The following is a 25,526-nucleotide window of genomic DNA, read 5'->3' on the forward strand; positions in this document are numbered from 1 at the left end:
GGGAAGCGGCGCGATCCTGTGCGAGGGGGTGCTGCGCATGATAGCAGGCGCGGCGGATATTCATCAGGCCAAACCCTTGGGCCTGGTGACCTGTTTGGTCCGGGGACATGGTTACCTTGTGGCGAGGGAGCTTGCTCCCGCTGGAGTGCGGAGCGCTCCCAAAAATCTGAAAGCCCGCACATCATTTTGCATAAGTCCGCCGCTTTTGGGGCTGCTTCGCAGCCCAGCGGGAGCAAGCTCCCTCGCCACAGTCGGTGTGACAGCCAACTTTGGATGTTGTCTGTTACACCGCTATCGCGAGCAAGCTCAGCTCCCACAAAAGCTCGCGCCCACAGGGGGATGGATGGGGTCAGTGGGAGTGGCGTGGTACTTCGGCCCCACGGCAACCGACCAGGAAGTCGAAGTCACAGCCCTGGTCGGCCTGCAACACATGGTCGATGTACAGCTGGCGGTAGCCGCCCACCAGCAGTTGCTGCGGGGGAACGATGTCGGCCAGGCGGGCGGCGAGTTCGGCGTCCGGGATGTCCAGGTGCAGACGCCCGCTGGTGCAATCGAGCTCGATCCAGTCACCTTCCTTCACCGCCGCCAGGGGCCCGCCGGCAGCGGCTTCCGGTGCCACGTGCAAGACCACGGTGCCGTAGGCGGTGCCGCTCATCCGCGCATCGGAAATCCGCACCATATCCGTCACGCCCTGGGCCAGCAGCTTGGCCGGCAGCCCCATGTTGCCGACTTCGGCCATGCCTGGGTAACCCTTGGGCCCGCAGTTTTTCATCACCAGGATCGAGCTGGCGTCCACGTCCAGTTCCGGGTCATTGATCCGGGCCTTGTACTCGTCGAAGTTCTCGAACACCACGGCGCGACCGCGATGCTGCATCAGTTCGGCGGTGGCGGCGGACGGCTTGAGTACCGCTCCCAATGGCGCCAGGTTGCCGCGCAGCACGCAAATACCGCCGTCGGCGCGGATCGGGTTGTCCAGGGTGCGGATGACTTCGTCCTGGCCGTAGATCGGTGCGTCCTTGGTGTTCTCGCCGATGCTCTTGCCGCTGACGGTCAGGGCATTCGGGTGGGGGATCAGGTTGGCTTCGCCGAGACGCCGCAGCACGGCGGGCAGGCCGCCGGCATAGTAGAACTCTTCCATCAGGAAGCGCCCGGACGGTTGCAGGTCGACAATGGTTGGCATGCCGCGACCGATGCGGGTCCAGTCGTCCAGGTCCAGTTGCACGCCGATGCGTCCGGCGATGGCCTTGAGGTGGATCACCGCGTTGGTGGAGCCGCCGATGGCCGCGTTGACCCGGATGGCGTTTTCGAAGGCTTCCTTGGTCAGGATCTTCGACAGCTTGAGGTCTTCACGGACCATTTCCACGGCGCGCATGCCGGACATATGGGCCAGCACATAGCGGCGCGCATCCACCGCCGGAATGGCCGCGTTGTGCGGCAGCGACGTGCCGAGGGCTTCGGCCATGCAAGCCATGGTCGAGGCGGTGCCCATGGTGTTGCAGGTGCCGGCCGAACGGGACATGCCGCCCTCGGCCGCGAGGAAGTCGTCGATGGTGATGGTGCCGGCCTTGACCTGTTCGCTCAATTGCCAGACGACGGTGCCGGAGCCAATGTCCTGGCCTTTGTGCTTGCCGTTGAGCATCGGCCCGCCGGTGACGACGATGGCCGGGACGTCGCAACTGGCGGCGCCCATCAGCAACGCAGGGGTGGTCTTGTCGCAACCGGTGAGCAGCACCACACCGTCAATCGGGTTGCCGCGAATCGCTTCTTCCACGTCCATGCTCGCCAGGTTGCGGGTCAGCATGGCGGTGGGGCGAAGGTTCGATTCGCCGTTGGAGAACACCGGGAATTCCACCGGGAAGCCCCCGGCCTCGATCACGCCGCGCTTGACGTGCTCGGCGATCTGCCGGAAGTGCGCGTTGCACGGCGTCAGCTCCGACCAGGTGTTGCAGATGCCGATGATCGGCTTGCCGTGGAACTGATGGTCGGCGATGCCCTGATTTTTCATCCAGCTGCGGTACATGAAGCCGTTTTTGTCGGCGGTGCCAAACCATTGGGCCGAGCGCAGGGAGGGTTTCTTATCAGACATGATCGATTCTCTTATTGTATGACTATATTGTTCTAGCGTGAGCGTAACATAAGCGCAATTTACGCGGTTTGGAAGTGTTGTTGGGTAAATAGTATTACTATATAGTCCAATTCAACGGAGGGATTGTCCTGGCGGTCATTCGCGAGAGAAATCCCCCGAGGTTCCATAACAACAACAATCGGAGACCGGTCCCATGAGCCAGGAATTGCGGCTTATTCGTCGCATTACGCTGAAACTGATTCCCTTCCTGATCCTGCTGTACCTGATCGCCTACGTGGACCGCTCCGCGGTGGGCTTCGCCAAGCTGCACATGGGCGCCGACATTGGTATCGGCGACGCCGCCTACGGCCTTGGCGCAGGGCTGTTTTTCATTGGTTATTTCCTGCTGGAGATCCCCAGCAACCTGATGCTGGAACGCTACGGCGCCCGGCGCTGGTTCGCCCGGATCATGATCACGTGGGGCGCTATCACCATCGGCATGGCGTTCGTACAAGGCCCGCATAGCTTCTATGTGATGCGCTTTTTGCTCGGCGCGGCCGAGGCCGGGTTCTTCCCGGGCGTGCTGTACTACATCACCCAGTGGTTCCCGGTGCGCCATCGCGGCAAGATCCTGGGCCTGTTCATTCTGTCCCAACCTATTGCAATGATGATCACCGGCCCGGTGTCCGGCGGTTTGCTGGGCATGGACGGGATCCTGGGCCTGCACGGCTGGCAGTGGCTGTTCATCGTCATCGGCCTGCCGGCGGTGCTGTTGACCTGGCCGGTGCTGCGTTACTTGCCGGACGGCCCGCAACAAGTGAAATGGATGGACCAGGCCGAGAAGGACTGGCTGACCGGTGAACTGAAAAAAGACCTGCAGGAATACGGCCAGACCCGCCACGGCAATCCGCTGCATGCCCTGAAGGACAAGCGGGTCTTGCTGCTGGCGCTGTTCTACCTGCCGGTGACCTTGAGCATCTACGGCTTGGGCCTGTGGTTGCCGACGCTGATCAAGCAGTTCGGCGGCAGCGACCTGGTGACCGGCTTCGTGTCGTCGGTGCCGTACATCTTCGGCATCATCGGTTTGCTGATCATTCCCCGCAGCTCCGACCGCTTGAATGATCGCTACGGTCATCTGGCCGTGCTCTATGTATTGGGCGCCATTGGCCTGTTCCTCAGCGCTTGGTTGTCGGTGCCGGTGTTGCAACTGGCGGCGCTGTGCCTGGTGGCGTTCGCGCTGTTTTCCTGCACGGCGGTGTTCTGGACCTTGCCTGGGCGTTTCTTCGCCGGAGCCAGTGCGGCGGCGGGTATTGCGCTGATCAACTCAGTGGGCAACCTGGGTGGCTACATCGGCCCGTTCGTGATCGGCGCGCTGAAGGAGTACACCGGTAACCTGGCTTCGGGGCTGTATTTCCTGTCCTGTGTGATGCTGTTCGGCCTGGTATTGACTGGGGTGGTGTATCGGTTGCTGGAGCGCAAGCACGTGCTGCCGGCGGATCAGTTCGCGGCCAGTGCCCGGGGAGCGACGCGTACCTGAGGTCACTGTGGGAGCGAGCTTTTGTGGCGAGGGAGCTTGCTCCCGCTGGGGTGCGAAGCGCCCCCAATACCAGGTGCCGAGTTTATCCAGGCAAAACACAATCGCCTGTTTTGCGACTGCTGCGCAGTCGAGCGGGAGCAAGCTCCCTCGCCACAAGAGCTTGCAAGAGGGCCTCACAGTTCACTGCATATTCATGTTTTGTTTCACAGGAGAAAATTCATGCGTTTAGTTCAGTTCGAATTGCCTAACGGCGAACGCCGCGTCGGTGTGGTCGACGGCGACCAGGTGCGGGAAGTGCAGGGCGCCGCTAGCGTGCGCGACCTGGCGCTGGCGGCCATCGAGGCGGGCGTGAAGCTTGAAGAGCAGGTCAACAGCCTGGGCCTGGGCGCTGGCCATGACTACGCCCGGTTGCTCAGCGAGCTGCGCATCCTGCCTCCGCTGGATCACCCGGATCCGGCGCACCTGCTGGTCAGCGGCACCGGCCTGACCCACTTGGGCAGCGCCTCGGCCCGGGACAAGATGCATCAACAGGCTGGCGACGAAAGCGCCATGACCGACACCATGCGCATCTTCAAATGGGGCGTGGAGGGCGGTAAACCCCAGGCTGGGCAGGCCGGCGTGCAGCCAGAGTGGTTCTACAAGGGTGACGGCAGCATTGTGGTCCGTCCGGGCCATCCGTTCCCGCTGCCGCCCTTTGCCGAAGACGCTGGCGAAGAGCCGGAAATCAGCGGCCTGTATGTCATCGGTCACGACGGCAAGCCCTATCGCCTGGGCTTCGCAGTGGGTAACGAGTTCTCCGATCATGTCATGGAACGCAAGAATTACCTGTACCTGGCCCACTCGAAATTGCGCAGCTGCAGTTTTGGTCCGGAACTTCGCGTCGGTGAGCTGCCTCAACATCTTTCCGGGACCAGTCGTATCCTGCGCAATGGCGAAGTGCTGTGGCAGAACGAATTCCTCAGCGGCGAGGCGAACATGTGCCACAGCCTCGAAAACCTGGAGTTCCATCACTTCAAGTACAGTCAGTTCCTGCGCCCGGGGGACGTGCACGTTCACTTCTTCGGCACCGCGACCCTGTCGTTCGCCGACGGCATCCGCACCCAGCCGGGGGATGTGTTCGAAATCAGCCAGGCTGAATTCGGTGCGCCGCTGGTCAATGGCATTGCCCCGGTGGACGCGGTGTTCAACCCGGGTACTATCGGCACACTTTAAAGGAGACTTGCGATGAACCAGATCCTTGGCCACAACTACATCGGCGGGGCGCGCAGCGCGGCCGGCCAGACTCGCCTGCAAAGCGTCGACGCCAGCACCGGCGAGGCCTTGCCCCATGATTTCATCCAGGCCACGGCCGAAGAAGTCGATGCTGCCGCCAAGGCCGCGGCTGCGGCTTATCCGGCCTACCGGAGCCTGAGCGCGGTGCGCCGGGCCGAGTTTCTCGAGGCCATTGCCGATGAACTGGACGCCTTGGGCGATGAATTCGTGGCCGTGGTCTGCCGTGAAACCGCGTTGCCGGCGGCGCGGATCCAGGGCGAGCGCGGTCGCACCAGCGGCCAGATGCGCCTGTTCGCCAAGGTTCTGCGTCGTGGCGATTTCTACGGTGCCCGTATCGACCGCGCCTTGCCGGAACGCACGCCGTTGCCGCGCCCGGACCTGCGGCAGTACCGCATCGGCCTGGGGCCGGTGGCGGTGTTCGGCGCCAGTAACTTTCCTCTGGCATTTTCCACCGCCGGTGGCGACACGGCGTCGGCCCTGGCGGCCGGTTGCCCGGTGGTGTTCAAGGCCCACAGCGGCCACATGGCGACCGCCGAGCACGTGGCCGATGCGATCATTCGCGCGGCGGAAAAAACCCTGATGCCGGCTGGCGTGTTCAACATGATCTACGGCGGTGGCGTTGGCGAGTGGCTGGTCAAGCACCCGGCGATCCAGGCCGTGGGTTTCACCGGTTCTCTCAAGGGCGGGCGTGCCCTGTGCGACATGGCGGCCGCACGGCCGCAGCCGATTCCGGTGTTCGCCGAAATGTCGAGCATCAACCCGGTGATCGTGTTGCCGCAAGCGCTGGAGACCCGCGCCGAGAGCGTCGCGCGCGACTTGACCGCTTCGGTGGTGCAGGGCTGCGGTCAGTTCTGTACCAACCCGGGCCTGGTGATCGGCATTCGTTCGCCGCAGTTCACCGCCTTCACCCAGCAAGTGGCCGCGTTGATCGGCGACCAGGCGCCCCAGACCATGCTCAATGCCGGCACGCTGCAAAGCTACGGTAAGGGCCTGCAGAAATTGCTCGCTCACCCGGGCATCGAGCACCTGGCCGGGCGCCAGCAGCAGGGCAACCAGGCCCAGCCGCAACTGTTCAAGGCCGATGCCAGCCTGCTGATAAACGGTGACGAGGCGCTGCAGGAAGAAGTGTTCGGCCCGACCACGGTGTTTGTCGAAGTCGCCGATCAGGCGCAACTGACCGCTGCGCTGAACGGTCTGCACGGCCAGTTGACCGCGACGATGATCGGCGAGCCGGCGGATTTCGAACGGTTCAGCGAATTGACGCCGCTGCTGGAACAGAAGGTCGGTCGCATCCTGCTCAACGGTTATCCGACCGGGGTCGAGGTGTGTGATTCGATGGTGCACGGCGGGCCTTATCCGGCGACGTCCGATGCCCGGGGTACGTCGGTGGGCACATTGGCGATCGATCGCTTCCTGCGCCCGGTGTGCTTCCAGAACTATCCCGACAGCCTGCTGCCGGAGCCGCTGAAGAATGCCAACCCGCTGGGGATTCTGCGGTTGGTGGATGGCGTGCCGGGGCGCGAGGCACTCTGATCGCGGTGGGGCCGTTGCATTGAGGTTTGATGGACTGCCGCCATCGCGAGCTTGCTCGCGATGGCGATTGTCCAGTCAACATCCCTTTTGAAGTGATGGTCCAAGGTCCATTCGCTCATTGGGTTATCATGACAACTTTCCCAACGACCGACTGATCACCATGACTGCCGTAAACGACACCCTGCTGCATGCCCTCGAAGCCTGCGACATGCTGATTATCGACGGGCTGCACGCGTTCGATTTCTCCCTCGACGAGCAGGACCAATTGCACGTCGAGTGCATGAACGGCCGTACCCTCGAGCACTGGCGTTTCACGCCGGCGCAAATGGAGGCCGCGACGTTCGACAAGGCCTCGAATCACTGGATCATCACCAGTGACTCCGGCGACCACCATCTGGAATGCGTGGAAGCCACCAGCGGCCACAATGATGAGGACGACGAAGATGAAGATGCGTAGTCTCTGGCCGTTGCTGATGGCCGGCAGCCTGGGCGCCATGGGCGTCCAGGCAGACACCGATGAACGCCATCAACTGCTGGTGGGGTCCTACACCGCCGGCCAGAGCCAGGGCATCTACCGGTTGCAATTCGACAGCCGCACCGGCCAGCTCGATGCCAACCCATTGCAAGTGATCAAGACAGACAACCCGTCGTGGCTGACCCTTTCCAAGGACATGACCCGGCTGTTCGTGGTCAACGAAAACGGGCCGGGCCAGAAAGATCCGGTGGGCAAGGTCAGCAGCTACGCCATTGACCCGAAGACCCATGAACTGAGCCTGATCAATCAGGTGCAGTCCCTGGGCAACGAGCCGACCCATTCCAGCCTCAGCGGTGATGGCCGGCATCTGCTGGTCAGTAACTACTCGGTGGTGGAAGACCCGGGCGGCACCCTGGCGGTGTTGCCGGTGGGCGCCGATGGCAAGCTGGCGCCGGTGGTGCAGTTGAGCAGTCATCAGCCGAGCAAGGTCAACCCCGAGCGGCAGATGTCGGCTCACGTCCACGCCGCAGTGTCCTCGCCCGATGGCAAGTACGTGTTCGCCAACGACCTGGGGGCGGACAAGGTATTCATCTACCGCTACGACCCCAAGGCCAATCCAGAGCTGCCGTTGACCGCTGCCGATCCAGCCTTCGTGCAGTTGCCACCCGGCAGCGGCCCGCGTCACCTGCTGTTCAGCGCTGACGGCAAGCACGCCTGGCTGACCATGGAAATGAGCGCGCAAGTGGCGGTGTTCGACTATCAGGACGGCCGATTGACCCAGCGTCAACTGGTCGACCTGGCCGCCGGCAAACCCCAGCCGGGCAGGGCGGCGGCTGCGCTGCATGCGTCCAGGGATGGCAAGTTCCTCTACGTCAGCAACCGTGGCACCACCAACGAAGTGCTGGTATTCGCTATCGACCCGGCCGCTGGTACGCTCAAAGAGCTGCAGCGGCGCTCGGTCGAAGGCGATCATCCACGGGAATTCAGCCTCGACCCGAGTGGAAGATTCCTGCTGATTGCCAACCAGAAGAGCAACCAGATCGTGGTGATCGAGCGCGATCCGAAGACCGGCCTGCTGGGTAAAACCGTGCAGAAAATGCCGATGGATGCGCCCAGCGATTTGAAGTTCATGGTCCGTCAATAGCCCACAGGCCCCGTTTTTCGGGGCCTGCGCCGTTGTATCAACGAGACTGATATTCGCAAGTGATGTAAAGCATTTCAACGCGGGACGCCTCGGCGCGTAAGTTTGCTTCACGGCCCAACCGGGCAAGTCAGCCAACTGAATCCGAGGTCTACCGCCATGAATCTGAATCTCTTCTCCGTGATCGCCGCTTCCGCCATCTCTGCCACCGTGGCGCTGCCCGCCAGTGCCAGCGTCGAGATCAGCGACAAGAAAAATCGCACCCAGAGCTACACCGAGAAATACCTGCAACAAAGCGCCAACTTCTATGCGGCGCTGGACCACAAGACCCAACACTGAAATAGCGCGCAACGACTGAAGCCTGCGATCTTTTCATCTTCACTGACCCCAGGTGCAAGAGAAAAGATCGCAGGCTTCGCCGTTTCTGGAAAAAACCAGCTGTAATATCATTTAGCCATGTGTTTAAATTTGACGCTGACAAATTGACTCCTCCGCAGATAAGGATGGACACCATGGCGATGCGTCTGGCAGTGATGCTGCTGTTTCTCTACTCCACGCCGATAGTCTCGGCGGCGCAGCCGGATTCCGGTGAGTTGGAAGTGGCTCGTGAGCGATTGTTGAGTCTGCTGAGCGACTGATCGGATCGGCAACAATCGGGTTGCAGGATTGCCTTTGTGGCGAGGGAGCTTGCTCCCGCTGGGCCGCGCAGCGGACCCTTTTTGCGATTGCTGCGCAATCGAGCGGGCGCAACCTCCCTCGCCACAAGGGCTGTGTGCAGCCGTTATTTGGCCATGATCGCCACGAACAGCTCGGACGCCAGGAACCGTTGCAACCAGTCCCGTAGCCGAGGATAAGGCGCCTGGGTGAACCACTCGCGGTCGACATGGGCGAACTGACGCACGAATGGCATCAGTGCCACATCGGCCAGGCTCAGGTGATCGGCCACCAGGAATGGCCGCGCTTCAAGCAGCGTTTCCAGCCGCCCCAGGAACACCTCGCCCTCGGCTCGATAATGCTCCACCGGCTGTTCAGGATGACGCTCGGGGTACTTGTAGCGGTTCAGGTGAAGCTTGAACCGATGGTCGTTTTCCTCGATCAACGCTGCCGCCAATGTCTGGCCTTCGGGATCATCCAGCAACCGCCAGTCTTGCGGATCATGGCGGGCCAAGGCCCAGGCCATGATCTCCAGGCTTTCATCGATCACCCGGCCATCGACCTGCAGCACCGGCACCGTGCCTTTGCTGGAGAGCGCAAGCATCTCGGCGGGCTTGGCCTTCAGGCTGACTTCGACAATCGCCACCTCGACCGCGCTGTAGCGCAAGGCCATGCGCGCTCGCATCGCGTAGGGGCAGCGGCGGAAGGAATAGAGCGTGGCGTGGCTCATTTTACCTCCACGGTGCTCAACCCATTGCCTTGACGACGGACCTGGATCTGTACCGGAATCCGCTCGTGCATTTCCTGCACGTGGGAAATCACCGCGACCTTGCGGCCCTGGGCCTGCAGGCCGTCGAGAGCGTCCATTGCCAGTTGTAGCGACTCGGGGTCGAGGCTGCCGAAGCCTTCGTCGATGAACAGCGATTCGATCTTCAGTGTGCTGGACGCCATCGAGGCCAGGCCCAATGCCAAGGCGAGGGAGACGAGGAAGGTTTCGCCGCCGGACAACGAATGTACCGAGCGCAGTTCATCGCCCATTTCCGTGTCCATCACCAGTAGCCCGAGCATGCTGCCGCCACGCTTGAGCCTATAGCGGCGTACCAGTTGCCGCAGTTGGGCATTGGCGTGGTGCACCAGCAAGTCGAGGTTGTAGGCCTGGGCCAGCTTGCGGAAGCGATCACCGGTAGCCGAACCGATCAATGCGTCCAGCCGTGCCCAACGCTGGTATTCGATATAGGCCTGTTCGATCTGCTGGGCCAGGGCCTGGTTGGCGTTCTGCCGGCGCTGGTCCTCGGCCTGTTCGGCGCGTAGTTCGGCACAGCGCTGTTCACTGGCGGCGAACTGGCCTTGCAGCTCGGTGAGGGCTTCGGCCAATTGTTCCGGCAACAGGTTGCCATTGTGTTGGGCCTGATGGTTTTGCAGGCGCTGCTCGCGTTCGGTGAGCAGGACGCGGGCCTGCTCGATGGCTTTTTCGCTGTTGAGCAAGCGCTGGCGCAACTGGCTGACGTGTTGGTCGTCCAGGCCGAGCAGGGCCTCGAGGGCGGCATCGTCCAGTTCCGGATGGCTGGTGCGCCATTGCGCGATACCGGCGGCCAGCGCCTGGCGTTCGAGGTCCAGGGATCGGGCCTGTTCCTGTCGGGCCTTGAGTTCGGCGGCCAGTTGTACCAGGTCGTTGCGCAGTTGCTGCAACTGCTGATTGGCCGTCGCCTCGGCATCCCGTGTCTGTTCCAGGCGCTGGTCGAGTTGTTGCTGCCACTGTTCGGCGCTGGTGTGCTCGCCGAGCAGTTGCGTGAGTTGCTGCTGGCAGGCCTGTTGTTGCTCGCTCAGGGCGCTGAATTGCAGGCGGACCGCTTCCAGTTGCTGGAGGCGGGTTTGCTGGCGGTCCTGCTCTTTCTCCAGGGTCTGCTGGCGCTGGAGCTGTTCGCTGAGTTCGTCGCGCTGCTGTTCCAGTTGTTCCAGGCGCTGGGCGATCTGCTGGTCGAGCTGCATGAACGTGGCGGCCGGCTCGGTGCGCAGGGCCTGCAAGGTGTCGGCCGGCAACAGGGCGCTGAAGTGGCTCAACTCATCGTCCAGGCGTTGGCGATCACGGGCCAGTTCCTGTTGCTGGTTGCTCAACTGCTGTGCCGCCTGCTGGCTTGCCGTTTCGGCATCGCGCAGTTGTTGGGCGAGGCGCGCGGCATCCTGTTGCAGGGTCAGCAGGGCGGTTTGTCGTTGTTCGTCCTGGCTGATGTGCTGATGCAGCTGACTGTTCTGCTGGGCGAGCCAGGTGTCACGCTTGTTCGAATCCTGGGCCAGCAGTTGCGCCGACAATGGGTGGGCTTCCAGGCTGGGCGCCAGGCTCTGTTGCTGGCTGGCGAGCTGTTCCTGCTGCTGTTTGAGCTCCTTGAGCTGGGCGATGACGCCGCTGTATTGCGTGCGCAGGTCGATGACTTTTTCATTGAGCAGGTCGACGGCCTTGCGGGCGTTGGCCTCTTCGGTTTCATCGAAGCGCCCGAGGTTTTCCAGCAGGGCTTCGGGCTGATGATAAGGATGCTCGACACTGCCACACACGGGGCAGGGCTGTTCATCCTGCAACTGTGCGCGCAGCTGCTCGACACTTTCGCTACGGGCCAGGCGCTGGCGCTCCAGCAGCTCGCGAGTAACGGTCAGGGTCTGTTCGGCAATGGTCAGTTCGGCCTTGGCTTCGCCGCCTTCGCGCACCAGCCGGTCACGTTCCTGCAACGCTCGTTGCTGGCGTTGTTCAAGCTCGGCGCCACGTTTGTCCAGCTCTTGCTGACTGGCCCACAGCCGGGTCAGGTCTTCGAAGGCGCGCAGTTGCTTGCGGTTGTCTTGCAGCAGGGTGCCGAGCAACTGGATCTGTTCGGCCACGGCCTGCGGCTCGGCGCCGGCTTCCTTGTAGAGCACTTCAAGGTCTTGCCGGCGGGTGGCCAGTTCCTCGGCGGCGCGGGTGGCGCTTTGTTCCAGTGTGGCGAGTTCGGCCTGGCCCTGGTTCAGGCGATTACCGATCAGCATCAGTTGTTGGAGGCGATCGCGATAGGCGTTCCAGGCATCGCTCAGCGGGGCCAGGTGCGTGCTTTGTTCCAGCGCGTCGGCGATGCGCTGCAAGCGCTCGGCCACCTGCCTTTGCTGCTCGAGCAAGGTGTCGATGGTGCGCTGGCCTTCGGTGCAGGCCTGCTGTGCCTGTTCCTGGCGCTCGGCACTGAGGTTCGCGTCTTGGGCCAGGCGGGCGAGGGTGCTCTGCTCGCCGAAGGCCTGACGCAGCAATGGCGCACTGTCGATGCTTTGCTGGCGGGCGCTGGCCAGCGCTTGTTGCGCATCGTCCAAGGCCTTTTCCAGTTCGGCTTGTTGGGCGTGCAGGTCGATCTGCTGCTGGGTGAGTTGCTGGATCTGCGCCGTTAGGGGCTCGAGCTGCCGGTTCAGTTCCGTCTGGCGAATGAACTGATGCCGCTGGGGCGCCAGTTGTTCCAGGCGGACCAGTTTCAGACGTTCGTCGGCCAGGGCGTTCCAATCGGCCTGGGCCTGTTGCAGCTGTTCGGCGGCGCTGGCGTGTTCATCCTGCAATAGGCCCAGGTCGCGCAGCCAGGTGTGCTGCTGCTCCAGCTGCTTGAGTTGGGCCTGTTGGGCCTTGAGTTGCAGCTGCGCTTCGGTGAAGCGCTGGTCCAGCTCGGCCCGGGCCTCGGGGGCGAGCGGCGTGACGCCAGTGGCCTGGTCCTGTAACTGCTTGTGAGTTTCCTTGGCGTGCTTGGCCTTGTCGAAGGCGCGGCGCCCGAGGCGGGTGTAAAGGGCGGTGTCGGTGAGTTTTTCCAGCAGTTCGCTGCGCTCGTTGTCATCGGCCTTGAGGAACGCACTGAACTCGCTCTGGGCCAACAGCACGGCACGGGTGAACTGTTCGAAATTCAGGCCCAGGGCCGTTTCGAGCTGGGTCTTGTATTCGCCTTTCTGGCTCGCCAGCAGTTGATCGTTATCCAGGTCCCGCAGGCTCTGGCGGCTGGCTTGCAACTTGCCGCCGGCCTTTTCCCGGGCGCGATTGGCTTCCCAGCGGGCCCGATAGCGGCGTCCGTCGATGCCGCGAAAATCCACTTCGGCATAGCCATCGCCGGTACCACGGCGCAACAATGTGCGCGGATCGCCCGTGGCAATCTCGCCATCGACGTCCGGCACCTTGGCATCGCGTCCGGTGTTATTGAGGCGCGGTACGGCGCCAAACAGCGCCAGGCACAGGGCGTCGAGCAATGTGCTCTTGCCGGCGCCCGTGGGGCCGGTAATGGCGAACAGGCCGGCGCTGGCCAAGGGTTCGGCGGTGAAATCGATTTCAAACGGCCCGGCCAGGGACGCCAGGTTCTTGAGGCGGATCGCGAGGATCTTCATGGCTGCTCGCTCTCCATCTGCACGTCTTGCAACAGCACGGCAAAGTCCTTGAGGGTCTGTTCGTCCACGTCGTTGCCGTAGGTGTCCTGCCAGGCGCGGCTGAACAGTTCCTGTGGGCTGAGTTGATCCAGCTCCACCAGCGCGCTGCCATCATCGGCATTGCCGGCGCCGCCGTTGCCGGCGTACTCGGCGGCGATCCGCACCAGGCGCACGGCCTTGCCTTGCAATGCGGTCTCCACTTGGTGACGCAGGTCCGGCTGCGGTTCGTCGAGGCGCACCCGCACTTCCAGCCAGGGTTGGCGCTGGACGTCGGCCAGCAGGTCGATGTCGGGCAGGTCCTTGAGTTGCACCAGCAGATCGGCCAGTGGCGCCGGGCCCAGGCGTTGCAGGTTGACGGCCCGTGGGATCAGGCGCGGCTCGACCTTGACCAGGGCCTCGCCGTCCAGGGTGATGTCGAGGATCTGATGCTGATAGCCGATCTCCGAAAATGACAGCGGGATCGGTGAACCGCTGTAGCGGATGCGCTCTTCACCGTTGACCTTCTGCGGCTTGTGCAAATGGCCGAGGGCGACGTAGCTGATGCTCGGGCCGAACAGGCTGGCGGGCAGGGCCTCGGCGTTGCCGATGATCAGGCTGCGCTCGGAATCCTCGGACACCGAACCGCCGGCCATATGCGCATGACTGATGGCGATCAGCGCCTGGCCTTTCTTGCGCTTGCTATTGGCCGCGGCGATCAGCCACTCATGGACCTGGCCGATGCCTCGCAGGTAGTCGTCGCCCAGCTGTGCGCCAGTGACTTCGGCAGGGCGCAGGAACGGCAGGGCCAGGCACCACGCCTTGACCTTGCCCTTGGCGTCGGGCAACGGCAGCAGCAGGCGCTCGACGTCCAGTTGACCGTCGTCCAGCCACAGCACCCGGCCCAGGGCGTGGGTGCGCAGGCGTCGCATCAGCGGCGCAGGCAATTCGATACGCGAGCCGGAGTCGTGGTTGCCGGCGATCATCACGATGGTCAGGTTGGCGTTTTGTTCATGGGCGCTGACGATGAAGTCGTAGAGCCGCTCCTGGGCTTTGACCGGCGGATTCACGGTGTCGAAGATATCGCCGGCGATCAGCAGCACATCGGGTTTTTCGCCGGCCAGCTGGCGCAGTAGCCAGTCGAGGAAACACGCGTGTTCGAAGTCGCGCTCCTGGCCGTGGAGGTTTTGCCCCAGGTGCCAGTCGGAGGTGTGAAACAGACGCAAGGTGTACTCCAGGAAACAGATGATGGCCGCGTGAAGAGGGGCGGCTAAAAGAAGCAGAGTTTACTGGGAAATGGGGGCGAGGACTTGCTCGACGTTGCAGGATTTGGTGCAAGACCCTGTGGAGAGGGAGCTTGCTCCCGCTCGATTGCGCAGCAATCGCAAAAAAAGGGGCTGCTTCGCAGCCCAGCGGGAGCAAGCTCCCTCGCCACAAAAGCCACAAAAGCCACAAAAGCCACAAAAGCCACAAAAGCCACAAAAGCCACAAAAGCCACAAAAGCTACAAAAGCTACAAAAGCTACAAAAGCTACAAAAGCCACGACTGCCCAGGAAACCGGGTTTATTTGGGGTACAACGGCGGCAACCCGGAATCACTGGCAGAAGCCTGCGCCCCATCGGTGGGCGGAATCGCCCGAATCGCCCGCCACAGGTCTTCACCCTGCCAATGCTGGCCGGTTTCGCTGTAGAGCGCGCCGTTGAGGCCGTCCAGGGCGTCGGACAGCGGCACGAAGCGCGCGGCCATGTCGGCCAGGGTTTCCGGTTGCTGGCGGGCCCAGGCGTCGAGGGCCTGGCGGGTGGCGTGGGGGTCGTTGGCCAGGCAGGTACGTTTGAGATCATCCAGCAAGGTGCGTGGGCTCGGTCCGGTCTGGGTCGAGCGCAGGATGGCCGGCTGCCAGCGGCCGCGCCACCACAGGGCGAAGCCCAGCACGGTCGTGCAGGCGAGGACCAAGGTGCTCAGTTGCCAGTACCAGAGCATGTCGCTGTCGACGGTCGTTACGATCTGCGCCGTGCCGGCCGGCGTGTCCACCATCAGGCTCGGATTGTTCGCCACTTGCAGGGTCCGCGCCGGGAGGCTGGTGCGGTCCAGGTGGTCTTCCAGGGTGTTCCACCAGACCACTTCCACCGGTGGCAACTCGATGGTGCCGCTGCGATTGGGCACCAGGGCCTCGCGATCTTCGCGGCTGCCCACCAGCCCGCGTTCACTGTTGCGGCTGCTGAGTACCGGTTGGTCCGGATAGCGCCGCAGGCCATTGATCTCCGTGGCCGGCAGCGGTGGCAACTGGGCGCTGGCCAGGCCTTCGGCTTCCAGGGTCAGGCTGCGGGTCAGGGAGTCGCCCACCTGGCTGTGGGTCGGTTCCGGGCTCCAGCTTTCACTCAAGGACAGGCTGCGTGCCGGCAGCCAGGGCACGTCGGCCGGATAACTGGCAGGCTTGGGCTTGACGCGCAGCAACAGTTGCGTGGAGCTTACCCGCATCAACTGGCCGGGCTTGGGGCCCGAAGGTACGGCGTCCTGGGCCACCGGCTCGACCAGGGTGGCACTGAATGTCTGGGCCGGAATCGTCAGTTCGCCGCTGCGCTGTGGGTAGATGCCGTAGCGCAGTTCAATCACGCCATGGCGGACATCGTTGATGACTTTTTCATAGGTGCGCGATTCGCCCAGTTGCTCGGTGCGGGCATCGGGGATGTGCAGCGGCGTGAGGCTGCTGTCGTCGTACAGCGACACCGAATGGTAGATGCGCAGGGTCAAGATCGCCTGGGCCTGAACATACACGTCGGTCTGGTCGAGGCTGGCCTCGATAAACACCGCTGCCAGGGGCTCCGAGGCGTTGCGGGTTTCGCTTTCGATCACCTGCAGGGTGATCGGCTGGCTGGTCACTTCGCCCAGTTGCAACGGCGGAATGATCACGGTGCCGCTTTGGCGCGGCAGCAGGGTCACGATCCAGCGGGTGGTGGCGCGGTTCTCACCGTCAAGGGTCGTCAACTGGTTGACCTGACGGGTACCGCGCACATCGAACAAGGCCTGGAGCGGAGCCAGGTCCGGTTTGCCGAACAACGTGGCGTCGTTGGATTCCAGGGTCAGCTCCACCGTTTCCCCGGAGTTCAGGCGGCTGCGGTCCACACTGGCAGTCAGCTGTGCAGCCTGGGTTCCAGAGGCCCAGAGCAGCAACACGAGGAAGTAGGTGGTGAAGCGGGTCATTTGGTTTTTTCCTGGGCCTGATGGCTTTGCTGTTCATACCAGAATTTACGTCTGAGCAGCTCCCCTGGATTATCCGGGATCTGGCGCAGCCATTGTTCCAGTGCCTGGCGCTGTTCTTCTTCATTGCGCTGGCCCGCGGCAGGACGCAGTGGCGGGGTGGTGGTCTGCTCATCGGGCAGTTCGCTGCCTGGTACATCCTGGGCGGTAGGCGGTTGTGCCGTGCGCGGGGGTTGGGGCTCGTCCGATGTCGCGCTTGTCTCGACAGAGGGCTGTCCCGGTTCGGAAGACTGGGTGGGTGAGTCGGTATCCGGCGATTGCTCGGCGCGGGCCGGCTCCTCGCTTTCGGCAGGCTTGGGTTCTTCCGGTACGGGGGCCGGCTGTTTCAACAAACTTTCCACCAGGGCCTTGTTGGTCTGGGCGGGGCGCAGGTCGGGTTGCAACTCCAGGGCCTGCTCATAGGCATCCAGCGCAGCTTCCAGTTCGCCGCTCCTGGCCAGGGCGTTGCCGCGATTGTAGTGCGCACGGGCGTCGTTGCCTTCGGCGAAGCGCCGGGCGGCTTCGCTGTACTGGCCGGCTTCGTACAGGGCGACGCCTTGCCATTGGCTGTCCTCGAAGTGGGCGGCGGCTTCGGCGGGACGTTTTTGCTTGAGCAAGTGCTGGCCCTGTTGGTCGGCGCGCAACCACAGGTCCTGGAATTCGAAGGCATGGCCGGTTTGCGGCAACATGAATAACAGTGGCAGGCAGAACAGCCAGCCTCGCCGTCCGGCACAGGCGGCCAGCAGCAACAGGGGCAGGAGCAGCCAATAGCCCTGGTCGGCCCAGGTGTCCAGGCGCAGCGTTTGTCCGTCGCTGCGCAGATGACGAGGGCCGTCCAACAGGCCCAGGCCGCGCAGGTCGCTGTCGTCCAGGCGCGCCGGCCGGTAGCGGCCGTCCAGCTTGTTGGCAAAGGCCTTGAGGCCCGGGCTGTCCAGGCGTGGCAGCAGGATCGAACCCTGCGCATCCTTGAGGTAACTGCCATCTTCCTGGGGCACCGGTGCGCCTTCGCGGGTACCAATGCCGAGCATCAGCCATTGTGTGGCGGAACCGTCCAGGGCCTGGCGAATGCCTTGGCGTTCCTGCTCGTTCAGCGACGAACCGATCAGCAGGATCCGGCCATGGCCCAGTTCGCCCTGGTCCAACAGGGCCAGCGCCTTGCGGACCGCCAGGTCGGCACGATGGCCGCTCTGCGGCATGATCGATGGCGCAAGGGCTTCGAGCAGGTTGGCGCTGGTGGACAGGTCGTCGGACAGCGGCACCAGCGTATGGGCGCTGCCCGCATAGACGATGATCGCGGTCTGGGCGTCGCTGCGGTTCTGCAACAAGTCCAGTACCTTGCGCCGGGCCTGCTCCAGGCGCGTGGGCGGGACGTCGGTGGCGAGCATTTCCGGGGTCAGTTCCAGCACCACCACCAGCGGGTCGGCGGGTTTCTGGCTGGTCTGTTCGACCCGCGCCCAACTCGGCCCCAGCAACGCCAGCACGATCAACAGCCAACCCAGGCCCAGGGCAATCCACGGCAGCCGGCTTTCCCGGCCACTGCCGCCACTGAGCAGCACAGTATGAAAGGCGGGCGGTAGGATCATCTGCCAGCGGCCCACGCGTTTCTGCCGGTGCCACAGTTGCCAGAGCAACCAGCCCAGCAGAGGTAGCAGCAATACGAACCAGGGACGTAGCCAATGTGGCCAGAAGGCGATCATCGACGCCTCCGCAAGCGCAGGCGCTTGAGCCGCTGGCGCCACTCGGTGTGTTGGGCCGGCTGGAACAGCGGCTGGTTGAACAGGCGCTGCAACGGATTGTCCGGCCAGCGCGCCCGGGCCACCAGCAACATGCTCAACAGCAGCGCAACGGCCAGGGGCCAGTGATACAGCGCCAGGGCAGGACGGGCCTGGGTCGGTTGCTGGGTCACCGGCTCGAGCTGGTCGAGGGTGGTCTTGATCGCCAGTAATTGCGCGCCATCCTGGGCACGAAAATACTGGCCGCCGGTGGCTTGGGCGATTTCCTTGAGTGTCGGTTCATCCAGGTCCAGGCTCGGGTTGACGCCGAGCAAACCCGTGGTGCCGCTTTGTTCCGGGTCGGCACCGATGCCGATCGGGTAGATTTTCACGCCTTCGTCGGCGGCCAGTCGCGCGGCGGTGAGGGGGTCGATTTCGCCGCCATTGTTGGCGCCGTCGGTGACCAGGATCAGCACGCGGCTGTGGGCCGGGCGCTGGCGCAGGCGCTTGAGGGCCAGGCCGATGGCGTCGCCGATGGCCGTATTCTTGCCGGCGATACCGATACGCGCCTCATCGAGCCAATGACGCACGGTGCGGCGGTCGAAGGTCAGCGGTGCTTGCAGATAGGCCTGGCTGCCGAACAGGATCAGGCCGACCCGGTCACCTTCGCGGCCTTCGAGAAAGTCCCCGAGCATGTGCTGGACCAGCACAAGGCGACTGACCTCTTCGTCCTTCCACTGCATGTCGGGAAAGTCCATGGAACCCGAGACATCCACCGCCACCAGCAGGTCGCGGCCGCTGGCGGCAATGGGCAATGGCTCGCCCAACCACTGCGGTCGAGCCGCGGCGATCAGCAACAGCAGCCAGAGCAGGATGAAGGGCGCCTGTTGCCGCCAGGTCGGCAGATTGGCCCGCGCCCGGCGACCCACCAGGCCTTCCAGGTCCCCGAGGAAGCTGACCTTGAGCGCTGGCTCGCCGCTATCGGCCGCCGGCAGCACCAGGCGCATCAGCCAAGGCAGCGGCAACAGGGCGAATACCCACGGCCAGGCGAACTCAAACATGTTTGCGAATCCAGATTTCGACCGCCTGGGTCAGCCCAGCGATGGCTTTGTCATCGAGCTTGCATTCGGGTTTGTAGGCGCCTTCCACCAATATCATCCAGCGCGTCAGGCCCGCGGCCGGGCAGCGGTTATCCAGGAACGCCAGCCATTTGCGCCCATTGAGGGTGTGGCTCTGGCTGTAGGGGTAGTGATTGCGGCATAGACGCTTGAGCAGCCCGTTGAGCTGTTGCAGCCAGGCCCCGGCCGGCGCGCCGTCGTAGGGTTTGGGCAGCAGGGCGAGTTCGGCCAGCGCGGCCAGGCGCACCGGGTCGAGGGGTTGTTCGGCGCGGGCGACGGTGCGCTTGATGGGAATGAACCGGCGCAGTTGCCACAGGCCCAGGCCCAGCAATGGGATCAACACCAGCAGCAGCCACCAGCCTGGCGCGGGTGGCCAGAAACCGATAGGCGGCGGCGCCATCAGCGGTTGCAGTTGATCGAGGCTGCTCATCGGCTTTTCCCGGCCCGCTTGGGGTTCAGGTAGTCGCGCAGTTGCTCGACCATGTCGCCCTGGGTACTCAGGGGCAGCATCAGGATTCGCAGTTTCTGCGCCAGCATCTCCCAGCGTTCCTGGCGCGCCTCGGCCTGGGCGCGATAGGCCTGGCGCAGTTCGAAATTCAGGGTGTCGAGTTCCAGCTGCGAACCACGCTGGGTGAACCGCAGCAGACCGGCGGCGGGCAGGGCATGATCCAGCGGGTCCGACAGTGGCAGCAACAACAGGTCGCAATGGCGCGACAGCAGGCTCAACTGTTGCTCGGCGCTGTCGGACAGCGCGCGCTCATCGCAAATCACGATCGCCAGGCTGCCGGGCCGTAGCACTTCCCGGGCTCGGCGCAGGGCGATGCCGAACGAGTCGCGATCCGGCTCGGCCTCGGTGTGCAGTGACTGATTGACCCGCACCAACCGGTTGAGCAATTGCAACAGGCTCTGTTTGCTGCGTCGCGGCTTGACCTCGTAATGGGTGTTATTGCCGAACACCAGGCCGCCGACCCGGTCGTTATGCCCCAGCGCGGCCCAGCCTATGAGGCTGGCGGCCTGGGCGGCGAGTACCGACTTGAACACCAGCCCCGAACCGAAGAACAGCCGGTGGCTTTGCTCGATCATGATGAAGATCGGCCGCTCGCGTTCTTCGTGGAACAGTTTGGTGTGGGGCTCCTGGGTCCGGGCGGTGACGCGCCAGTCAATGGTGCGTACGTCGTCGCCGGCCTGATAGACCCGCACCTGGTCGAAATCGACCCCGCGTCCGCGCAGTTTGGAGTGGTGCAGGCCGATCAGCGGGCTGCGCTGGCCTGGGGTCGAGAACAACTGCACTTCGCGCACGCGATGGCGCATCTCGATCAGCTCCGAAAGGCTGACGCGGATGCCCGGTGCGGGCGCCAGTGGATTATTCATGACACATGCTCAAGCGACAGCGACGACGTCGAGAATCCGCTGCACGACCCGGTCCTGGTCGATGCCAGCGGCCTCGGCTTCGAACGACAGGATGATGCGATGGCGCAGCACGTCGAACAGCACGGCCTGGATATCTTCGGGGCTGACAAAGTCGCGTCCGGCCAGCCAAGCGTGGGCACGGGCACAGCGGTCCAGGGCGATGGAGCCCCGCGGGCTGGCGCCGTAGGCGATCCATTCGGCCATTTCCGGATCGAACTTGGCCGGGTTGCGGGTGGCCATGATCAGTTGCACCAAGTACTCCTCCACGGCGTCGGCCATGTACAACCCGAGGATTTCCTTGCGCGCAGAGAAAATCGCCTGCTGGCTCACGCGGCGTTCGGGCTTGGTCTCGCCGTTCAGCGCTTCACCCCGGGCCTGCTGCAGGATACGGCGTTCCACCGCGGCGTCAGGGAAACCGATCTTGACGTGCATCAGGAAGCGGTCGAGCTGGGCTTCGGGCAGCGGGTAGGTGCCTTCCTGCTCGATCGGGTTCTGCGTGGCCATCACCAGGAACAGCGGCGACAGTTCATAAGTGCTGCGCCCGACGCTGACCTGCCGCTCGGCCATCGCCTCCAGCAAGGCCGACTGGACCTTGGCCGGGGCCCGGTTGATTTCGTCCGCCAGCACCAGGTTGTGGAAGATCGGCCCTTGCTGGAACACGAAGCTGCCGGTTTCCGGGCGGTAGATTTCCGTACCGGTGATGTCGGCGGGCAGCAGGTCGGGGGTGAACTGGATGCGATGGAATTGCGCTTCGACGCCTTCGGCCAGTTCTTTGATGGCCTTGGTCTTGGCCAGCCCCGGCGCGCCTTCCACCAGCATGTGGCCGTCGGCGAGCAGGGCGATGAGCAGGCGCTCGATGAGTTTTTCCTGGCCGAGAATCTGCGTTGAAAGAAAGGTTCGCAGCGCAAGCAGCGCTTCACGATGTTCCATCGGTGACTGTTCCTGGAAAGGGTGGCCCCGGACGTTCGGATAACGCCGGGGCTGGGGGCGTTACTTTAATGCATGGCGGGGGGTGGCGACTAACGGGATTTTGATTGGCCGTGTGAATTGTGATCGGCTTGGAAAGATTGTGGGGGTGGGTTTGCTTGCCATGAATCCTACCCGATAGGCGCACTTACCCGGTGGCGAGGGAGCTTGCTCCCGCTTGACCGGGCTGGCGCTCCAGTGCGAAGCACTCACAAAATGAAGGGGTGTTTATCTGGATGTAGGAGTGTTCTGTATCGGGCTACGTTGTCTTGCGCCATTGCCTACAACTACGCCAGAATCCGCCGGCTTGTGCGCTTGGGAGGCAGGTTCTATCGTTTCCGGGTCGCTGATGAATCAGCGATCGGGTTTGGTAGCCCGGCTTTTGACTTGTCGCACAGCCCCTGTAACGGAGGCCTTTTTGGTATCTGTTTTATGGCGGTCATGCGCAGGGCGTCTTCGGACGCGCCGGTTCTCCAAGTCACCGGTCTACCAACCCGCGTATGGCCGCCACCTTCGTTTGGTAGCGAGGTTGATGGTCTCCTTTTTCTGATTTGGAGATTCATTCATGTTCAAAGTAACCCCGAACCCACCGAACACCGATCCAACGTCACCGCGTTCAAAAACCAAGTCTCAAAAACACGACGAAGTCACCGATCGAGTCCTCGACCATTACCTGAACCCCAAGCCGGACAAACCCGAAGCAGAACCTGCCCCCGGCCAACTCTTCACCGTCAACAAAGACATCGACACCGAAAGCCTGCTTGCCAACCTCAGCGAAACCCTGGCCTCGGCCAATGCCATGGTCAATGACCTGGCGTTCGACCTGGACGGTTCACGCCGGCATTTCCTCCTGGGCATTCAGCAACTGATCGAACTGGGCAGCCTGCTGGCAAACCGTGCACTGGACAACATCGAAACCCGCCAACCGACATAACCCCCGTGGCGAGGGACTTGTGACATTCCTTAAATCCTAGGCAAACCACAAAACCTGTGGGAGCCGAGCTTGCTCGCGATGGCGGCGGTACATTCAACATAGATGGGGCTGAACCACCGCTATCGTCAAGTCGCCGTCCGGAGCAGGCTCCCACATTGGAGCTGCGACAACAGTCGGACGAAATTCCGGCCGTTGGTTCGTGTGAAGGGAACGACGTTAGCTTGTCGGTACCTGTCAGTCCTGACAGTAGACGCTCAATTTGGCCCGAGTTATAGATTGGCCGGCATCAGGTTAGCACCTGAAGAATCCATCCCAATAACGAGAGGGAACTGTTATGGACTACCCAAAAGATCGTCCCTTCAACGGGTACATAATTCGTCAATACGACCCTGCCTATCAGCCCTATGACAATACATTTCAAGGAGTGGACTCGAATGGGGAGCCGATTACCGGGTTCTGCAAGTCAGCGGAGGAAGTCGAGGCGTTGATCAATGAATACATTAATGATGAGGCCATATAACCGGCTATCAAGCGCGAAGCCGGTTTTAAAAAAGATAGTGGATGGGTATTCGCTCTGATTCAGAGCGAATACCCATCGGGCAAGCACATTAACCCTGTGGCGAGGGAGCTTGCTCCCGCCGGGACGGTTCGACGCTTCGGGCACAGCAGCCTCAAACCGTGCCGGCGCGGTTTCCCGGGACACACCGCGTTCGCCGGGTCTGCGACTGCTGCGCAGCCGAGCGGGAGCAAGCTCCCTCGCCACAGAAGCGCTGCCGTGCTCGGATGATTACTCAGCCTACCCACGCCCCCGCATTCACCAGATTCACCGGCCGTTCACCCGCCAATGCCGCCAGCAGGTTGTCCACCGCACAGCGCGCCATCGCTTCCCGGGTCTCGTGGGTGGCCGAGCCCATGTGCGGTGTCGCCACCACGTTATCCAGTTGCAACAACGGCGAATCCGCACTCAAGGGCTCGCGCTCGAAGACGTCCAGCCCCGCGCCACGGATCTGGCCGTTGCGCAGGGCGTCGATCAGTGCCGTTTCGTCCACCACTTTGCCTCGGGAGATATTGATAAAGATGGATTCGGGACGCATCCGGGCAAACGCCTGCGCATCGATCAGCCCTTGGGTTTCAGCCGTCAAGGGCAAGGTCAGGCAGACGAAGTCCGCCTGCTGCAACAAGGTTTCGAGGCTGCAATAGCGTGCGTTGAAACGCTGCTCGACCGCGGGCTTGGGCGAGTGGCTGTGGTAGATGACCTGCATGCCGAAGCCGAAGTGCCCGCGCTGGGCCAAGGCTTCGCCGATGCGGCCCATGCCGATGATGCCCAGGGTCTTGCCATGGACGTCGGTGCCGAAATGCCGGGGGCCGATGCTCTGTTGCCAGCCGCCGCTGCGCACCAGGTTGGCCAGCTCCACCACGCGCCGGGCGGTTGCCAGGATCAGGGCGAAACCGGTGTCCGCGGTGGTTTCGGTGAGCACGTCCGGGGTATTGGTGAGCAGGATCCGGCGTTCGGTCAGGTAGTCGATGTCGTAGTTGTCGACCCCCACCGAGACGCTGGCGATGGCTTGCAGGTTCGGCGCCAGGTCCAGCAACGGCGCGTCCAGCTTGAGGCTGGCACCCAGCAAGCCATGGGCGCTTGGCAAGGCCTCGCGCAGTTGCACCAGGCCCTGCGCATCGAGGCGCTCGATGAGGGTGACTTGGGCCTGCGCTTGCAAACGGGCCATCAATTGCGCTGACAGCGCTTTGTACAACACCACGTGCTTTTTCATGGAGGGGTCTCGCTTCAGGAATGGGCAGGCGCCGAGTGTGGCGTCGCGGTTTTCGACAGAACCCGGTCGCTGGCGCCGGGCTTGAGGGCGAGGGTCAGCACCACGGCCACCAGCAACGCGCCGCTCATCAACAGGAAGGACATGCCAGGAGAGCCGGTGGAACCGTTGAGGTAACCCACCAGGTACGAGCCGCCGAAGGAGCCCAGCGCGCCCATGCTGTTGATCAGCGCCATGGCACCGCCGGCGACGTTGGCGGGGAGGATTTCCGGAACGATGGCAAAAAACGGCCCGTACGGCGCATACATGCAAGCCCCGGCCACCACCAGCAGGCTGTAAGACCACCAGAAATGTTCAGGCCCCAGCAGGTAGGAGGCGTAGAACGCGATGGAAGCGACCAGCAGCGGCGGCCAGACGAAACGCTTGCGCTTCTGCGCCTTGTCCGACGCCCAGGACACCACCAGCATGCCGATCACCGCCGCCAGGTAAGGCAAGGACGACAGCCACCCGGCCTCGACCATGTTCATCTGCAGGCCGGCCTTGAGAATTGAAGGCAACCACAGGACGAACCCGTAGACCCCGATGCTCCAGCAGAAAAACTGCAACGCCAGGATGATGACCTTGGGCGAGCGGAAGGCCTCGGCATAGTTCTTCACCGCCTTGATACCCACCTGTTCAGCCGCCAATGCGCTTTCCAGGTCGTGTTTTTCCTGGTCGCTGAGCCACTTGGCCTGGGATGGACGATCATCGGCCAGGCGCCACCAGATAAAGGCCCAGAGCACTGCCGGCAGGCCTTCGATGATGAACATCCAGCGCCAGTCGAATTGCTGCACCAGATAACCCGACACCACCGACATCCACAGCATGGTCACTGGGTTGCCAAGGATCAGGAACGTGTTGGCCCGCGAACGTTCGGCGCGGGTGAACCAGTGGCACAGGTACACCAGCATGGCCGGCATCACCGCGGCCTCGACCACCCCGAGCATGAAGCGGATCACGATCAGCCAGTAGGCATTGGAGACCACGCCCGTCAGGGTGGCCAGTGAACCCCAGAGGATCAGGCTGACGAAGATCAGCTTCTTCACACTGTGCTTTTGCGCGTAGATCGCCCCTGGCACCTGGAAGAAAAAGTAACCGAGGAAAAACAGGGCGCCCAGCAAGGACGACAGCCCCGGGGTGATCATCAGGTCCTTGGCCATGCCCGAGGCGGCGGCGAACCCGTAGTTGGCCCGGTCCAGGTAGGCCAGGCTGTAGGTGATGAAGACGATGGGCATGATGTACCACCAGCGGCGGGTGGCGAGGTTGAGCGTTTGCATGTCGTTG

At 63.1% G+C, this 25,526-nt stretch carries 20 protein-coding genes; 8 read left to right on the top strand and 12 right to left on the bottom strand.

Features of this window, described 5'->3' with window-relative positions; genetic code table 11:
• Positions 1 to 349 precede the first annotated feature (349 nt).
• Positions 350 to 2,086 carry an IlvD/Edd family dehydratase gene (locus TK06_RS03015; RefSeq protein WP_063320754.1) on the bottom strand — a complete coding sequence of 579 codons (1,737 nt, stop codon included), beginning with the start codon at positions 2,084 to 2,086 and terminating at the stop codon, positions 350 to 352.
• A 193-nt stretch (positions 2,087 to 2,279) separates the two neighbouring features.
• Here TK06_RS03015 and TK06_RS03020 point away from each other — a divergent pair, with 193 nt between their 5' ends.
• From TK06_RS03020 to TK06_RS33170, 7 genes are all read left to right on the top strand, one after another.
• Positions 2,280 to 3,602: an MFS transporter gene (locus TK06_RS03020; RefSeq protein ID WP_063320755.1), complete on the top strand. Its 1,323-nt coding sequence runs from the start codon at positions 2,280 to 2,282 to the stop codon at positions 3,600 to 3,602.
• Between the two features lie 219 nt (positions 3,603 to 3,821).
• Positions 3,822 to 4,814 carry an AraD1 family protein gene (gene araD1, locus TK06_RS03025; RefSeq protein ID WP_063320756.1) on the top strand — a complete coding sequence of 331 codons (993 nt, stop codon included), beginning with the start codon at positions 3,822 to 3,824 and terminating at the stop codon, positions 4,812 to 4,814.
• Between the two features lie 12 nt (positions 4,815 to 4,826).
• Complete coding sequence (locus tag TK06_RS03030) at positions 4,827 to 6,407, top strand: aldehyde dehydrogenase (NADP(+)) (RefSeq protein ID WP_063320757.1); 1,581 nt, start codon at positions 4,827 to 4,829, stop codon at positions 6,405 to 6,407.
• A gap of 160 nt (positions 6,408 to 6,567) precedes the next feature.
• Positions 6,568 to 6,864 (top strand): DUF5629 family protein, encoded by a 297-nt coding sequence (locus TK06_RS03035; RefSeq protein ID WP_063325049.1) that lies wholly within the window; start codon positions 6,568 to 6,570, stop codon positions 6,862 to 6,864.
• Positions 6,851 to 8,026: a lactonase family protein gene (locus tag TK06_RS03040; RefSeq protein WP_063320758.1), complete on the top strand. Its 1,176-nt coding sequence runs from the start codon at positions 6,851 to 6,853 to the stop codon at positions 8,024 to 8,026. Before TK06_RS03035 ends, TK06_RS03040 begins: the two co-directional genes overlap by 14 nt.
• A 156-nt stretch (positions 8,027 to 8,182) precedes the next feature.
• Positions 8,183 to 8,362: a hypothetical protein gene (locus TK06_RS03045; RefSeq protein ID WP_003202673.1), complete on the top strand. Its 180-nt coding sequence runs from the start codon at positions 8,183 to 8,185 to the stop codon at positions 8,360 to 8,362.
• Between the two features lie 173 nt (positions 8,363 to 8,535).
• Complete coding sequence (locus TK06_RS33170; protein ID WP_003180680.1) at positions 8,536 to 8,661, top strand: hypothetical protein; 126 nt, start codon at positions 8,536 to 8,538, stop codon at positions 8,659 to 8,661.
• Positions 8,662 to 8,804: 143 nt separating this feature from the next.
• Here the strand turns inward: TK06_RS33170 and TK06_RS03050 are convergent, their stop codons facing one another.
• The 9 genes from TK06_RS03050 to TK06_RS03090 all read right to left on the bottom strand — a co-directional run bounded on the left by TK06_RS03050 (position 8,805) and on the right by TK06_RS03090 (position 21,467).
• The gene (locus TK06_RS03050) at positions 8,805 to 9,407 is read right to left on the bottom strand and encodes a glutathione S-transferase (protein WP_063320759.1); all 603 of its coding nucleotides are present in this window, start codon (positions 9,405 to 9,407) and stop codon (positions 8,805 to 8,807) included.
• Positions 9,404 to 13,045, bottom strand: coding sequence for an AAA family ATPase (locus TK06_RS03055; protein WP_063320760.1), 3,642 nt, complete (start codon positions 13,043 to 13,045; stop codon positions 9,404 to 9,406). The genes TK06_RS03050 and TK06_RS03055 overlap by 4 nt, the downstream gene beginning before the upstream one ends.
• The gene (locus tag TK06_RS03060; RefSeq protein WP_063320761.1) at positions 13,042 to 14,286 is read right to left on the bottom strand and encodes an exonuclease SbcCD subunit D C-terminal domain-containing protein; all 1,245 of its coding nucleotides are present in this window, start codon (positions 14,284 to 14,286) and stop codon (positions 13,042 to 13,044) included. The genes TK06_RS03055 and TK06_RS03060 overlap by 4 nt, the downstream gene beginning before the upstream one ends.
• Positions 14,287 to 14,623: 337 nt before the next feature.
• Positions 14,624 to 16,261, bottom strand: coding sequence for a BatD family protein (locus tag TK06_RS03065; RefSeq protein WP_063320762.1), 1,638 nt, complete (start codon positions 16,259 to 16,261; stop codon positions 14,624 to 14,626).
• A complete protein-coding gene (locus tag TK06_RS03070) occupies positions 16,258 to 17,994 on the bottom strand; it encodes a VWA domain-containing protein (protein WP_063320763.1) in 1,737 nt (578 codons plus the stop codon). Before TK06_RS03070 ends, TK06_RS03065 begins: the two co-directional genes overlap by 4 nt.
• Positions 17,991 to 19,070 (bottom strand): vWA domain-containing protein, encoded by a 1,080-nt coding sequence (locus TK06_RS03075; protein ID WP_063320764.1) that lies wholly within the window; start codon positions 19,068 to 19,070, stop codon positions 17,991 to 17,993. Before TK06_RS03075 ends, TK06_RS03070 begins: the two co-directional genes overlap by 4 nt.
• On the bottom strand, positions 19,063 to 19,557 hold the full coding sequence (locus TK06_RS03080; protein WP_063320765.1) for a DUF4381 domain-containing protein: 495 nt from the start codon (positions 19,555 to 19,557) through the stop codon (positions 19,063 to 19,065). The genes TK06_RS03075 and TK06_RS03080 overlap by 8 nt, the downstream gene beginning before the upstream one ends.
• Complete coding sequence (locus TK06_RS03085; protein ID WP_063320766.1) at positions 19,554 to 20,498, bottom strand: DUF58 domain-containing protein; 945 nt, start codon at positions 20,496 to 20,498, stop codon at positions 19,554 to 19,556. Before TK06_RS03085 ends, TK06_RS03080 begins: the two co-directional genes overlap by 4 nt.
• A 9-nt stretch (positions 20,499 to 20,507) precedes the next feature.
• Positions 20,508 to 21,467 (bottom strand): AAA family ATPase, encoded by a 960-nt coding sequence (locus TK06_RS03090; protein WP_003202654.1) that lies wholly within the window; start codon positions 21,465 to 21,467, stop codon positions 20,508 to 20,510.
• Between the two features lie 601 nt (positions 21,468 to 22,068).
• Here TK06_RS03090 and TK06_RS03095 point away from each other — a divergent pair.
• Positions 22,069 to 22,437: a DUF6124 family protein gene (locus TK06_RS03095; protein ID WP_063320767.1), complete on the top strand. Its 369-nt coding sequence runs from the start codon at positions 22,069 to 22,071 to the stop codon at positions 22,435 to 22,437.
• 791 nt (positions 22,438 to 23,228) lie between these two features.
• Here TK06_RS03095 and TK06_RS03105 read toward each other — a convergent pair.
• Together TK06_RS03105 and TK06_RS03110 are read right to left on the bottom strand one after the other, a co-directional pair.
• Entirely contained in the window at positions 23,229 to 24,206 is a 978-nt protein-coding gene (locus TK06_RS03105; RefSeq protein WP_063320769.1) for a 2-hydroxyacid dehydrogenase, read from the bottom strand.
• Positions 24,207 to 24,220: 14 nt separating this feature from the next.
• Complete coding sequence (locus TK06_RS03110) at positions 24,221 to 25,519, bottom strand: MFS transporter (protein ID WP_063320770.1); 1,299 nt, start codon at positions 25,517 to 25,519, stop codon at positions 24,221 to 24,223.
• Between the last annotated feature and the right edge of the window lie 7 nt (positions 25,520 to 25,526).

Source organism: Pseudomonas fluorescens, assembly GCF_001623525.1.
Lineage (GTDB): Bacteria > Pseudomonadota > Gammaproteobacteria > Pseudomonadales > Pseudomonadaceae > Aquipseudomonas > Aquipseudomonas fluorescens_Q.